The organism is Pseudoalteromonas sp. GCY (assembly GCF_016695175.1).
Taxonomy (GTDB): Bacteria; Pseudomonadota; Gammaproteobacteria; order Enterobacterales; family Alteromonadaceae; genus Pseudoalteromonas.
In genome coordinates, this window is sequence record NZ_CP068023.1 from 2235795 (window position 1) to 2248983 (window position 13189).

Here is a 13189-nt window from a genome sequence, read left to right on the forward strand (position 1 = left end):
GAATTACTCGCCGCCTAATGCTGTGCAAATGCCGTTATTTACGGCGGTTACAAAGTTTTCTTGCTCGTTAGTGTGTAGATAAAGCGCCTGTGCCAAGCTCTCATCGGTTGGTGGCATATCCCCAAAATACTTAGTGTGATATGCCATCATCTGATCAAGCTTACTTTTTCCTATTTGCTTGGCTCGGCTTTCGATTTTTTTATGGTGAACTCAAACTCTGGTTGATATTCCTCAACGACTACCGATGCCAGCAAAATTGACGCACCAGGCTGTTTAACTAACTCTCTTAATTTTTTAGCGTCGGATTCTATTACGGTGTTTAACAAAAAGTTGGTAGCAGGTTGAATCCTGTTATTTGGCAACGATGAATTAATAAACTTGTTGTAATCTGCACCGTTAATATTGAATGTAATATCACCGTCTTGGGTTTCTACTGTTATCTTTTGCTCAAATGCCATGATTAATACTCTCTTTAATATCTGCTTGATCTAGCAGTGTGTATGTAAAATAAGGACCGTACTTGATTGCGGATTGCTCACATAAAGCAATAAACTCATCAAAGTCACTTGGGCTTGCAAACACTTGGCAACCAGCTGACCATTTATCAACTTGTGTAGATGTGGTTTTACTATTTGCGCGGTGGCAGTTAATGCCAAAGTAGCCTTGCTGTAGTTCTGCATGAGGCGTGGTATTGGTGTCCAACTCGTCGTCCTGGTTGTTATCCCGTAAGACAACTACTGGTTTATGTTGTACAAGTGCGCGGTACTTGCCTTGGTGATAGCCAAGTGTCCAAAGGCTTAGGTGTTGCCCAGCGATAAGCACGGCTGTACCGTCTACATTCATTGGATGTTTGCGCCAGTAAAGTCCCGCATCAGTTGTTGCTTTATACTGCTTTAGTTGCCATTCGCCACCTTGTTGGTACAGCACGCAGATCGCATCATTAAATGTATTTGCTCGTGTATTACTGTGACGAACACCGATGATATTGAGGTTTAATTCTCCCTCAAATATACGATGGCCACATGCACGCATGGTGTTTATCACCATATCTGGGTTTAAGTTTCGAATGGCTTTTGTCATCACAGATCCCTTGTTTCATCGTCAGTTAGATAAGGCACACCGTTGATTTTCACAAAATCAGGGCTTGTGATTGGACATTTAATTGTCGTGGTGTCTTCTTCACCACCATCGGCCTTGATGTTTAAAATCTCTTCTAATTGCGGTAAACACCCGAACGCCTCTACGTTCTTTTTACCCGCCGCGACTTCAGCGTTAAACGCAACGTCGAAAGGTTCAATCGCTTTCCAGCTCCCTGCTTTTTCCGCTTGAGCTTGCAATATCAACCAGTTCTCATGGTCAAGTTTTAACGTGACTTCACCTTCAACATCACCATCAATAAAGCCTTTTGGTATACCGCGAACCTTTTTAACCTTTCGGCCATCCGTGATTTTTACCGTGGCTTCCATAACATGGACCATTGAATTACCAATGAAGATATCAAAGTCCTTACCACCTAATACCTTTTGCATGTGCGCTCCTTACACTTCTCGGTCTAACATAATCCCAACGATAATGGTGCTCGGGGAGTCAATCGGTTTTACCTTCAGCACAACTTGTAAGGTTCGCTCGTCCATAAACGTTAGATTGATACTGTCGTCTTTCGGCGTGTCGATTAAACCAGGGAACTTATCTGCACCAATGTTTACTGACTTGCTCATATCGCGCAGTGGCTTACCCAGTGTGCGTTTGCCAAACTCAATACCGCTGGTACTGTTGTTTAAGCGGCGATTTTTGATATGTTTAATAGCAATGATGCGCACGGCGCGTGCGGCTTTATCAACAATGCGGCCTGTTTCGATTTGCTGAAAATCACCACCTTCAGCATCTAGCATGTTAACGTCACCAAAGTAAACACCATCATAATCAGCATAAAACTGTGTACAGCTAAATCGTAGCGTATCAAGTGCGGCGGTTGTTGCATTGGTTAACGGGTTGCCTGCTGCATCTTTTGGCAATGGCATGAGCGACATAGCGCCTGTAAGTACTCGCATTGGGCTGTCAGCAATCGTAACTTCTCGCTTACATAATCGACCAGTTACGGCGCCCAGCTCATCACCGAATAGCAGAGGAACAACGGCCACTCTATCGCCAACGATACCATTTGTTAACGGCTGTAACGCCGTAACTAAATCCGACCAGTTTTGACCATCAGATAAACCTGGTGCAGCAATAAGAAATCGAACTCGTCTAGCTTGGCTTGATAAGATTTCTAATGCCTTAGCTTGATAGCTCTCGATTTCAGCTTTGCCTGTGACTGGCGTACAGATCACAATGATTTCAGGGCTCACATCTTGGTTCATTGCTTTATCAATTAGCGCCATAACATCATCGCCAGCACCGTGTGGAATTGCATACCCACTCACCAGATCATCACCGTTACGCTGCCAGGCAGCAATTTGCGTTTTTAATGGTGAATCATCAGCTCCGAATAGATCATCGAAATCACTTTGAGCATTGATGGGTAGAATGCTGCCAATGTTTGCAGGTGCTTGTCCGATAAACAGAGCCGTGCGTTCCACTTCTTTCGTAGCGCCACTACCAGTTTGAATGGCGGCAACGGATACTTTTCCTTGTGCCATGGTCGTTCCTTATTTGCGCTACGCTACTTGCATAGCTTTGTTTAATATAAAATTCAGTTGCTCTTTTTCTTCGGCCTGTGTTTGACCTAAAAAGGAGCGGGCCGGCAAGTCAATTTGCCATTCGCTCTTACCTGAGCTGCCCTTTAACTCTCGGAGCAAAAAACCTGCTTGGGTTTTACTTAAATGCTCTGTGATCCACACAATACTTGCGCGCTTTGTGCCTTTGCCTTTGCCGCGCGGTATTTTGTAACCGGCGGCAATTAATGCCCTAGCTTGATTACGCGTTGCCAAACCGTCCTTGCGCTGCTCACCATTGTTTTTTGGCGCTTGCGCAGTAATGCTTATTCCCTCTTGCTGCGCTCTGGCTATTTTGCCAGTACGTGTATCTTTAAAATAAACGCTGGCGTTATTTGGTCCGTACCGCACTTTCATTCGACGCTTTAGCTTGGTGAGCATTTTTTTCTTGCGCCCGTTAGCTCGGCCTTTCCACGCTTTACCCGTTAAGTCTTTTTGTTGGGTTATTCGCCCTTTACTACTGCGGTTCGCGGCTCTTATCGCACCCCGCAACAAGTTACGTCGTTTATTTGGCTTGAGCTGTAAAAACGCTAACTGCTCTTTGCTTTGGCCTTCGTCAAATTTGACGTTAAGCACGGCTTACTTCACCATTCAGTGTGAATGCTTCAGCTATCCACAGGCTTTGCTCACCAAAGTCATAACGCTTGCCATTTAATTCAAACGGGCCATTGTCGGTTTGAATAAGCTCAATATCCTCACAAAGCTGCTCTATCGTTAGTTCAACTTCGTTGCTGTTGTAGTCATTAACGTCAGCGCTAAATTCAATGCCTGTGCTGTCATACTTACCGCCATTGGTTTGCAACCAAAATGATGCAAACGCACATATCAATGCAGCCGGTGCAGCACAGGGGTTTATGCTAATAACCCCTGAGTAATAAAATCGTGCAGCTAATAAACCGTTGCCATTGACAGTTTTACTGCTTGGCTCAATTCGCCCGCCTTCAATCCAACAATCAAATTGCGTTTCTAGCGCTAGTTTGTGGCCTTGGTATACCGCACTCACTAAGTGCTGCTTAAGCTTGGCTATTTTACTTTGGCTCATAGTAGTTCCACAGATAAGTTGGGGCTGAGCGCCTGCAATAGTCTCAGAGCATTGACGCATTCACTTTGCCAATATTCGTAATTATCAATGGCTGCTTGTGATTGCGCTGTTGCATTATCGCGGTGCGTGCTACCCAGTTTACTCACTAGCAAGTTGGCTTTGGCCTTGCTGTAAACAGCATTTTTGTAGAACAGCGCTTGCTGTTGGTGCAGTGCTTCAGCATTTGTTAGTACTATTTGCATCAGCTCCTGATTGACTTCGGCTTGAGCAAGCTTTAGCTTTTCAACCAGTAATTCGCTTTTATTGGCGTATTCACCGGCAACGGCATAATGCTCAATAAAATAAGCAGTACTTAAATCAGGGTAGTAACCATCGCCTGGGACAACCTGATCATCAATTTGCAAATCTGCTTTTGGCATTCCACTTAAGTTCATCACTTACCCTTGCTATTTGTGTGGGCGCCACTTAGACGTAAGCAGCCAATCAAATACTGTTAACTGGTTACGCTAAGTTGCCCACTGGCGTTGGAGCTATTTAGATCTTTTTTACTAGCTTTTCGACGAGCGTTTTTACACCCGCTTTCTCATTAATCTGTTGTGCAATCTTGCCAAACCGAATGGCATTACCATTGTTATGCAACGTGGCCTCTATTTTGGTAGCAATGGCATAGAGCTTGCCGCCCGCAATTTCGCTTCCAGTCCAGTCTTGATTGCGAGTGGCATAAATAACTCGCTGGAGTGTGAATGCCATGCTCGCCAATTCATCTACTGTGCAGCTATTTTGTAAGTACCAGTTAGCATCGTCGTACAGCTGATCGATTAAAAAGGTCGGCCAGTGCTTGGTGTTAAATTGTTTAGGTAGCGGTTGCTTTTGCTCGATCAGCAATGGCAATAGTTCAATCGCCTGAGACCATCGCTTTAAATCAACTAGCCAAATAAACACCCAAGCTAAAACTAGGTTTGGATGATTGTCACCACTTAACCGGTATTGGTTTAAGTAACCTATGTAATCATTCTTCTCGATTGCTTTGGCTTTATAGTCAGCTTTGTCGCTAATATCGCCGAATGTTTTTAGCTGAGCCAAGTCTGAGTCAATGGCCGCTTTAAAAAACGCGTACTCGGTATGCTCACTTTTGCGGTTTTGCGCTTTGCTTGTTGCTGGCGCACTACTTTCATTGCTTGTTGGCACTTCGCCTTTTGTTTTGGCTAACGCTCGTTTGACTAAGCTCATATAAAAACACTCTCTAAAAAACGCCGCTTGTAAACTGCAAAGCGGCGAAGCTCTACCTCAAAGGAATTTAAGACCAGTTACCGTCGGCATCTTTATGGATTTTTACGGAGTCAGACTCGATGAAGACGATTTTTTCTAGGTCTTCAACGTAATAACAGGCGTTACGCGACTCGTAATCTTCCACTCGCTTTTTCTTGGCATTGTTTTCAATGCTCATTCGTGTTGAGCCCGACTGAACATAGTGACTTAAATTGTCAAAGCTCGTGACCAAAATGCCGCGCGGTGGAAAGAACGACACTTGAAAACTAGGCAAGCCGCCGTAAGTGTTGATCACCTGTGACATTTCAACTTTTTCTTTTTCGCTTGGAGTGTGGGCGTTTTTGGCGTAATGCTTGCCCTTGTCTTGCGAAATGAGTTCATCACCAATAATGGCAACCAAACCTACACGCTTGTGCAACGGGATCCCTTGAATTAAGTCGTGCACGGCGCAGTCTAGGTTTTCGTAATCACCGCCTTCGCCAATGCGCACCTCTCCGGCAACTTCACCCTCTGTGATTACGCGCTCTGCCGCGTCGCGGCGAACCAATTGCAACCAACCAATGTTGACGTCTTGCATCATTGGGTGTTCGGTCAGATTTGTTACTGTTGCGACATGCGTGCCATACCAGCCGATTTTGATGATATCGAGTGCTTTTTGCTGGCGAACATGGTTACGATAACGATTATGAAAATCAGGGAACTTAGACCAGGCATCCATTTTTGCCCAGGTTAAATGCACGTCGATTTCTTCTTCATAACAACGGTATTCGCGTTTGGTTAAACCCGACACGTCTTTAGTTTTACGCTCGTTGTTACCGTCTTCGTCTACACCTGCACGGCCAGTAACACCTGAGCCCGCAGACATAAACACCGATTGACCCACTAAGTCATCAACTAACGCATGGTTAATGCGAGTTAAAAACTCAGCCGATTCATACACTGCATCATAAAGCTTTTGCTCAATTGTTGGTTCTACCGCAAAGTTATCAGACACACTTGCAACACCGTAATTGCTTGCAAGCGCCACACAAATGGCATTAAAGATTTGAGTTGTTTTAGGTCGCATTGCTGTTTCCTTACAATAAGTTGCTATATTTACCGTCGTCGCCGGTATGCTCGTCGTCGGCTTCGGTAGTGCCAGCGGCTTCCGTACTTGAGAGTTCAGTAAACTTGTTTTGAAGCGCATTAAACTTCTCTTCTTGCTCATCGAACTTTTTGTTTAGCTGGGTGAGCTGCTCCGTCAGCTCTAGGTTTGTGGCATCACTGCCTTGGCCTTCATCCTGTTGGCCCTGAGCTTCCTGCTCATTATTTTTCCCAAACTCTTTGATACTCGACGTAAGCTGAGTAAATGCAGGGGTAAGCGCCTCGGCAACTGCGTTACCAATTTCGGCTTTATCTTCTTTCGTTAATGGCATGGGTTCATCATCCTTGCTGAATAGGTTTCTAAAAAATGGTTTTTTAGCTGGCTTTTCACTTTGGCTATGTAGGCCAAGGTCTGCGCGTAAAAAAGAAACGTCCGTGTTATCTGCGCCCTTATTAAATTTGGCTCTTGATGTGTAGGTGCTTGCTGGGTAATCAGTGACGGCTAAACCTGTAAGGTAGGTTTTGCCAGTACCCATAAAATTGCGGTCAATTTCAATGGAAAAGTAAACGTGCTGATCGGCTTGGTTTAGTTGCACAAAGCTAGCATTTGGCGCTAGCACCGCTTTTAAAACTTGTACGCCATCTTCGTTAGTGCCGGTGCTCACCTCAATCACATCGCCTAGCATACCGCCCGTGAGCTTAACCGATGATAGTGCTTCTGCTTTCCAGCCAGACCAATCTGCATAATGGTCGATATTGATGCGGGCGCCATACTTTTTAGGATTGTACGTCTCAACAATATCGTTAATGTCTTGCTCTTCGATTTCTCGCCCATCTACTGTTAAACCAGCAGCTGCAATAGCAAGCGGTATTGTGCGTAATTGACCTGGCATTGATTAACCTGTTTAATGCGTTGCGTTATTAAGTTAGGCCAAGTTTGCACACAATAAATGATTAATTCTAATGGTTTAACTTTTTGAAATTCCTATATTTAGCTTTTAGGAATAGCTAGGATTTTAATTGGACGATTTAGCTACTTTTAGCCCTTAAACTGTACGAATTAAAGGATGAATTATGGTGCAGGATGCAACCAAAGTACGGGCCAGAGGTACGCAAGCAAGCGCAAGACTTATATGTGGTACAAGGCTACACGTTTGATGAAATAGCAGATTTGCCAAACATGCCGAGTGCGCGCAGTATTCGCCGCTGGGCTGATGATGGTAAATGGGCAGATATGTGCCCGAGCTACAATGCAGAAATGGCATTTAGCCGCCGTATTAATATCCTAACCGACAAACCTGAAAAGACCGACGCTGATTATAAAGAGCTAGAGTTTTGTACTCGCCAGCTCTGTGCACTAAACAAAAGTAAACTTGCGCCGGCACCTAAACAACGAGCAGCCAACGACGGGCAACCAGAAGGTAATAGCTCCGCAGCCGGTAGCAAAAAGAAGAAGAAAAAGAAGAACGACTGCTCAGCCATCACGGTTGAAATGCTCGACGAACTAAAAGAAAAGTTACTCTATCCGCACCAACTCCATTGGTTTGAGAACCAAGACCACCGAAGCCGCTTTATTTTAAAACCGCGCCAAATTGGGGCCACATTCTATTTTGCATTCGAAGCGTTTTATGATGCCGTTGTAAATGGCCGCAATAAAATTTTTATATCTGCCTCGCGCGACCAAGCAGAAGTATTCAAAGCCAATATTATCGCACTTGTTCGTGAGCACTTTAATATTGAGCTCACTGGCTCACCTATGGTGCTAATGCTCAAAGGTGGCAAAACAGTTAAGCTTATTTTCAAATCAACCAATGCAAGAACAGCACAATCGGAAAGTGGCGACCTATATATAGATGAAGTGTTTTGGATCCCCAAATACAAAACCCTTCGTGGCCTTGCTCAAGCAATGGCAACACATAAGCACTTACGCATTACTTACTTCAGCACACCCAGTGTTACAAGCCATGAAGCCTATGACCATTGGAATGGTAAGTGGTATCGAAAAACCAAAGCCTGTAACGACCCTGAGTTTGCAATTGATTGTAGTCATAAAGCGCTAAAAGATGGTCGCTTATGTGAAGACGGCATTTGGCGGCAAATGCTTAACGTGCATGATGTAGTTAATTCAGGCTTTGACCGCATTGATATTGAGGTACTTGAAAACGAATACTCACAAGACGAGTTCGACAACTTGTTTATGTGTAAATTTATCGACGATGCGCATTCTGCATTTAACTTAAAACAACTGATGGCCTGCGTGGGCGACTCAACAAAATGGGATGATTTTGACGATGAGTACGAGCGCCCATTTGGCTTAAAGCCTGTGGTAATTGGTTTTGACCCTGCACGCTTTGGAGATAAAGCCTGTGTTGCAGTGTTGAGCCTACCTATGAAACCAGGCGAAAAATTTAGGTTGCTAGAAGCGCTTGATTTGAGCGGGAACGATTTTGAGGCAATGGCACTCGAAATAGAAGAGCTCACGCACAAATACAATGTGCAGCACATCGGAGTTGACACCACAGGTATGGGTTATGGCGTGTGGGAACTAATAACCGCATTCTTTCCAAATGCTGAGCCAATACACTACAACCCGATCATTAAAAACCAAATGGTGATTAAAGCGCTAAACGTGATTAAAAATCGCCGCTTTGAGTTTGATAAAGATGCGGTAAACATTGCTAGCTCATTTATAAACATTCGCCGCAAGGTAGTTGGCGACCAAATCACCTATGCCACAAACCGCACTGAAACAACGGGCCACGCCGATATTGCATGGGCAATTATGCACGCCATGAAATTTGAACCTTTAGACGGTAACACGATGGGCCGTCAAACATCTGTAGGGATAGCAGCTTAATGGATAAGCCAAGGATAAATGTAAAAAGTGGCGAGACGCCAAACTATACAGCAATGAGCGATGTATTTAGTTTTGGAGATCCCGAACCATGTTTAGATAACCGGTTGACCGATTACACCGGAGTATTTGCAGACAGTAACGGCATTTACGCACCACCCGTTAGTTTACATGGACTGGTAAAGCTGTTGCGAGTTAATGCCCAGCATGGGCCTATTTTAGGCTTTAAGCGCAACATGATTTTAAAGTGGTTTAAACCCAATTCAGTGCTTAGCAACGAAGCATTTAAAAAATTCGCTTATGATTATTTATGGTCTGGTAACGCGTACCTGCAGATCATCAAAAACCCATTCGGTCAAATAATCCGGTTGCGCCACCTGCCAGCACTAACTATGCGATACACAACTGAGCGCGGGGTATATGCGCAGCTCAGTAATAACTACTTAGAACCCATTCACTTTAAAGCAGGTGAAATATTACATGTAAAGGAATACGACCCAGCCCAAGGAATTTACGGCATACCTGAGTATTACGGTGGAATTCAAAGCGCCCTACTCAATGAGGATGCCACATTATTCAGGCGCAGATACTACAAGAACGGCGCACACATGGGTTTTATATTTAGTATGGCCGATCCTAATTTAAGTACTGATGATGAAGCCAAGCTCAAAGATGCAATTAAAGATAGTAAGGGCGTGGGTAACTTTAGAAGCTTGTTCTTCAACTTTAGGAGTAATAAAGCCGACGCTGAGAAGTCTATTAAGATCACACCTGTTGGTGATATCTCTACAAAAGATGAATTTGAACGTATTAAAAAAATCACACTCAATGACATGCTGAGTATGCACCGTGCGCAAGAAGCATTGAGCGGCCAAAGCTCCGGCGATAGCCCGGGCTTTGGTGATTTGGATAAAATCACTCGAGCGTATTACAACAATGAAGTAGTACCTCTTCAACAAACGATGGCAGGCATTAATCGCTACTTGCCGTCTCATTTGCACATTGCTTTTGACATTCCGGAATACTCCGACTTATACCCTAACAAGGACAAGGCCGCATGATAGATATGGAATATCTAAAACACATTTTTCAGTTTGTGGTGATCAGCATGGTCGCTGCCGCAATACAACTTTATTTGAGCCCGCATGCGTTTACCTTTGCACGCTACTTTTTTAATGCGCTAATGGCATTGCTTGCGGCTTATTTGGTATCGAGCTTTTGCGATTTCTGGCAAGTGGCCGAAAGCGCTCGACCAGGCTTTATTGGTGTAGGAGCTTACTTGGCTCCCCACCTATTCAATGGATTAAATAATTTAGGTCAGCGATTCAGCAAGGATCCGCTTAAAGTTATAAACCAATTAAGGAGAAAGTAATGGGTTTGCTATCAAAAATCTTTAGCGTTGGAGCAGCAGAACCCGTAAACGCGATCGGCGATATTCTAGATGAACTGTTTACGTCTGATGAGGAAGAGCTCAAGCTTGAAGCTGTAAAACTCCGACTTTTACAAAAGCCACAATTAGCACAAACAAAAATCAATGCAGTTCAGGCAGCACACCGCAGCATATTTGTTGCGGGTGCTAGGCCATTTTTGATGTGGGTATGTGGGCTAGGATTTCTATTTGCGTTTGTCATTAACCCTATTCTTCAGTGGCTTTGGCCTGAGGTAGGCTCGCCAGCTCTTCCGCTTGATGTAATGATGGAACTTACCCTTGGTATGCTTGGTCTCGCAGGGCTGCGAACAGTAGAGAAGATAAAAGGCGTGTCTAAATAGTACTAAGTGTTCAATTGTTTTAATGGTAATTATAATTAGTTCAAACATGTTAGGAGTCCACAAAATTGTCGGACTCCCAATACTAAACATAGAAATAATACTTACACCAAAAAAGTTACTATTTACTTATTTTAATAATAAAGTTGTAGCATGTTCCTGAGCTAATTATTGTCGTCTCATATTCGTGAGTTTAGGATGGCTCTTTCTCTAATCTCAGATCGCTTGTTAACTTGAAAGTTGTGCCTTCTTGGTTTCCCGTAGTTTCTTTCGCTTTATTCTTGTATTCTTGAACAGTGCACCTTATATGGTAAGCAAATTGACTCAACCTCTCACCAAGTACTTTGTCGTTTTGAAAAGCTCGAAACAATTCTTTGTCTTCCTCGGTTGGATCAAAACAAACTTCATCAATAATTAAGTTGAAGTTTACATAAACACCTTTGTTCTTATCCCTGTAATGATGCATCGTCACTGAGGTTTGCGTTGGCCCAGCATGTTTATATAAACCTTCACTTTCCAAAATAGACTCAATAAAATTTAATACCGACATTGCTTATTCCTTTTATGTTCAATGGTTATATCATATTCACTCTTTAATCGAGCTGACTAGGTAAATCTAACTCCTTTATCCTTTCAATAACAGCTGCTTTTTCTTCTAGCTTACTGATAGCTGCGGAAAGGTTTGAAACTTCGACACTATTGATAGCAGCAGAAGCTTTCTTATCAATACCTCTTACCAAATAATCGCTGAGCGCATTGATAACACTTTCACTTTGAATTCGAGTAAGAGATAAAAGCAATTCAAAACGTTCTTGGCTCTGCATGCCTTTAAAAAGGTATTTCATAAAATAGTTATGAGTTAATTCATAATTATTTTAGTTTATTTTGATTTTCAGTTTTTACAATGATTTTTTCGATATTGTTGTCACTTTCATGTCAAAGCGTGTCACAACTTTGACAATCAGATCCTTTTAAGCAAATCGCTAGATCCTTTATTTACTTGGCTTAGCTCTAAGGCGGTTGTCACTAGGCTTGTCAATTTGACGCATTTTTTGTGCAAAAGCGGAAGGCGAGGAGGAGTGAATTCTGGGCGTTTTCGGTTTCCAGCAGCTGAGAAATCGTTTATTTGATAGCGCTCGAACTACTGTATATAATCACAGAAAAGAGTTGACTACTTTAAGGTGCAAAATATGCGGGTAAATTGTCCTAACTGCATGAATAAGGCGATTATTACATCGAGGGAAAACCAATCATCTGGCATAGCGGATCTATACTGCTCATGCACTAATAGTAAAGAATGTGGTGCTACTTTTGTAACCACCATCGCATTTAAGCATTACCTAAACCCACCACGAAAAAATACAGCGAGCATTGCTGCATCACTAATAAAGAACTTACCAAAAGCTGAGCAGCTAGAGCTACTCAGCAATGCTTGATCTTAGGCACAATGATAAAAAAGATTAATAGACAAGCTAACTAGCATGTTACTTAAGATCTTTTTAAAACATCTCTGAAGTGTCTAGTAGATGTAGTTGCTTAAGGTAAAGCTGGTACTTTCATTCCCGTAAATACCAATGAACCAAGTTCCAGTGCTTACTGAGCAACTTTCATTAATACCCCAAGGGTTATCAGAGTAACAGTCTTTTGCTGATTTTAAAGGTAAAGACCCATCCCTTAAATACAAATCTGCATTTCTTGACATCCCAGTTAAATCAACCTTCAGTTCTGCTCCTGGTGCTACGGAGAAGGATGTTCGATAGTATTTCCAATCACCCGCTTTGACTTCACCATAAATATCTTCAAAACTGTTGATAAAGGGAACTAGATAATCGATTGTATTCGATTCTGGATTGATAGTTGAAACAGCCCCACAAGCTGGCCCGGTCCTTTTCCCTTCCCTCACTTCAAAATGGACATGTTCTGCATCACCGGCTCCCACAGAACCTTGAACGCCAAGTCTGTCACCAACTTTAACCGTGTCTCCCACATTTACAGATATAGTTCTTGCATGTAGATATAAGTAGGTAAGATTCTTTTCTGCATTATAAATTGCTATCGTGTTATATTTATCATTGCCACTTTTTATAACCTTACCGGGACTTAGAGAATAGAACTTACGGTTAGCTGTCTTAGCGCCAGCTACGTCCTTTGTTTGCATATCAATACCTGAGTGGCCGCCATCATAACCCCAACACTTTCCATCCCAAGCTTTGTATGGAGCTTTCCATGTATTATAATCTATATTCAAGCCAATCCTTGAGTCGTCTATTTCATCAATAGCAACGTTAAAAAGCTTCGCTCCCAATACATCCCTTTCTACAAACTGGGCGTTTGCACTAACTGTAAAAAATGCGCTTAAACCTAAGATTAAATATTTTTTCATTACATTTATTCCTTTCTACGTTAAAAATATTCCATAACACGAACAAAAAACGTTATCACAGTGTGTTGTTTTTGCAA

At 42.9% G+C, this 13189-nt stretch carries 19 protein-coding genes; 5 read left to right on the forward strand and 14 right to left on the reverse strand.

Annotated elements, in window-relative coordinates; all coding sequences use genetic code 11:
* Nucleotides 1-3: 3 nt before the first annotated feature.
* The 11 genes from JJQ94_RS15125 to JJQ94_RS15175 form a co-directional block, all read right to left on the reverse strand.
* Nucleotides 4-150, reverse strand: coding sequence for a DUF6890 family protein (locus JJQ94_RS15125; protein ID WP_172439893.1), 147 nt, complete (start codon nt 148-150; stop codon nt 4-6).
* Nucleotides 151-170: 20 nt separating this feature from the next.
* On the reverse strand, nt 171-458 hold the full coding sequence (locus JJQ94_RS15130; protein WP_099029167.1) for a putative phage tail assembly chaperone: 288 nt from the start codon (nt 456-458) through the stop codon (nt 171-173).
* Complete coding sequence (locus tag JJQ94_RS15135; protein WP_099029168.1) at nt 448-1080, reverse strand: hypothetical protein; 633 nt, start codon at nt 1078-1080, stop codon at nt 448-450. Before JJQ94_RS15135 ends, JJQ94_RS15130 begins: the two co-directional genes overlap by 11 nt.
* Nucleotides 1080-1529, reverse strand: a complete 450-nt coding sequence (locus tag JJQ94_RS15140; RefSeq protein ID WP_099029169.1) for a phage protein — start codon at nt 1527-1529, stop codon at nt 1080-1082. The genes JJQ94_RS15135 and JJQ94_RS15140 overlap by 1 nt, the downstream gene beginning before the upstream one ends.
* Nucleotides 1530-1538: 9 nt before the next feature.
* Nucleotides 1539-2639, reverse strand: coding sequence for a DUF2586 domain-containing protein (locus JJQ94_RS15145; protein ID WP_099029170.1), 1101 nt, complete (start codon nt 2637-2639; stop codon nt 1539-1541).
* Between the two features lie 18 nt (nt 2640-2657).
* A complete protein-coding gene (locus JJQ94_RS15150; protein ID WP_099029171.1) occupies nt 2658-3290 on the reverse strand; it encodes a phage virion morphogenesis protein in 633 nt (210 codons plus the stop codon).
* Nucleotides 3283-3756 (reverse strand): phage tail protein, encoded by a 474-nt coding sequence (locus JJQ94_RS15155; RefSeq protein ID WP_099029172.1) that lies wholly within the window; start codon nt 3754-3756, stop codon nt 3283-3285. The genes JJQ94_RS15150 and JJQ94_RS15155 overlap by 8 nt, the downstream gene beginning before the upstream one ends.
* On the reverse strand, nt 3753-4190 hold the full coding sequence (locus JJQ94_RS15160) for a head completion/stabilization protein (RefSeq protein WP_099029173.1): 438 nt from the start codon (nt 4188-4190) through the stop codon (nt 3753-3755). Before JJQ94_RS15160 ends, JJQ94_RS15155 begins: the two co-directional genes overlap by 4 nt.
* 100 nt (nt 4191-4290) lie before the next feature.
* Entirely contained in the window at nt 4291-4986 is a 696-nt protein-coding gene (gpM, locus tag JJQ94_RS15165; RefSeq protein ID WP_099029174.1) for a phage terminase small subunit, read from the reverse strand.
* 67 nt (nt 4987-5053) lie between these two features.
* Nucleotides 5054-6091, reverse strand: coding sequence for a phage major capsid protein, P2 family (locus JJQ94_RS15170; RefSeq protein ID WP_099029175.1), 1038 nt, complete (start codon nt 6089-6091; stop codon nt 5054-5056).
* Between the two features lie 10 nt (nt 6092-6101).
* Nucleotides 6102-7001 (reverse strand): GPO family capsid scaffolding protein, encoded by a 900-nt coding sequence (locus JJQ94_RS15175; RefSeq protein ID WP_099029176.1) that lies wholly within the window; start codon nt 6999-7001, stop codon nt 6102-6104.
* A 191-nt stretch (nt 7002-7192) separates the two neighbouring features.
* On the opposite strand from JJQ94_RS15175, the gene JJQ94_RS15180 reads away from it, so the two are divergent.
* From JJQ94_RS15180 to JJQ94_RS15195, 4 genes are read left to right on the forward strand one after another with little or no spacing between them, the layout of a single operon-like run.
* Nucleotides 7193-8965, forward strand: a complete 1773-nt coding sequence (locus JJQ94_RS15180; RefSeq protein WP_099029177.1) for a terminase large subunit domain-containing protein — start codon at nt 7193-7195, stop codon at nt 8963-8965.
* Entirely contained in the window at nt 8965-10023 is a 1059-nt protein-coding gene (locus JJQ94_RS15185; RefSeq protein ID WP_099029178.1) for a phage portal protein, read from the forward strand. Before JJQ94_RS15180 ends, JJQ94_RS15185 begins: the two co-directional genes overlap by 1 nt.
* Nucleotides 10020-10334, forward strand: coding sequence for a hypothetical protein (locus JJQ94_RS15190; RefSeq protein WP_039497804.1), 315 nt, complete (start codon nt 10020-10022; stop codon nt 10332-10334). The genes JJQ94_RS15185 and JJQ94_RS15190 overlap by 4 nt, the downstream gene beginning before the upstream one ends.
* A complete protein-coding gene (locus JJQ94_RS15195; RefSeq protein WP_099029179.1) occupies nt 10334-10732 on the forward strand; it encodes a 3TM-type holin in 399 nt (132 codons plus the stop codon). Before JJQ94_RS15190 ends, JJQ94_RS15195 begins: the two co-directional genes overlap by 1 nt.
* Nucleotides 10733-10922: 190 nt before the next feature.
* On the opposite strand, the gene JJQ94_RS15200 is transcribed toward JJQ94_RS15195, so the two are convergent.
* Entirely contained in the window at nt 10923-11279 is a 357-nt protein-coding gene (locus tag JJQ94_RS15200; RefSeq protein WP_099029180.1) for a hypothetical protein, read from the reverse strand.
* Between the two features lie 43 nt (nt 11280-11322).
* The gene (locus JJQ94_RS15205; protein WP_099029181.1) at nt 11323-11574 is read right to left on the reverse strand and encodes a PapB/FocB family fimbrial expression transcriptional regulator; all 252 of its coding nucleotides are present in this window, start codon (nt 11572-11574) and stop codon (nt 11323-11325) included.
* 369 nt (nt 11575-11943) lie between these two features.
* Here JJQ94_RS15205 and JJQ94_RS15210 point away from each other — a divergent pair, with 369 nt between their 5' ends.
* The gene (locus JJQ94_RS15210; protein ID WP_236596631.1) at nt 11944-12165 is read left to right on the forward strand and encodes an ogr/Delta-like zinc finger family protein; all 222 of its coding nucleotides are present in this window, start codon (nt 11944-11946) and stop codon (nt 12163-12165) included.
* Between the two features lie 83 nt (nt 12166-12248).
* Here the strand turns inward: JJQ94_RS15210 and JJQ94_RS15215 are convergent, their stop codons facing one another.
* Nucleotides 12249-13112: a peptidoglycan DD-metalloendopeptidase family protein gene (locus JJQ94_RS15215; RefSeq protein WP_099029183.1), complete on the reverse strand. Its 864-nt coding sequence runs from the start codon at nt 13110-13112 to the stop codon at nt 12249-12251.
* Nucleotides 13113-13189: the final 77 nt, after the last annotated feature.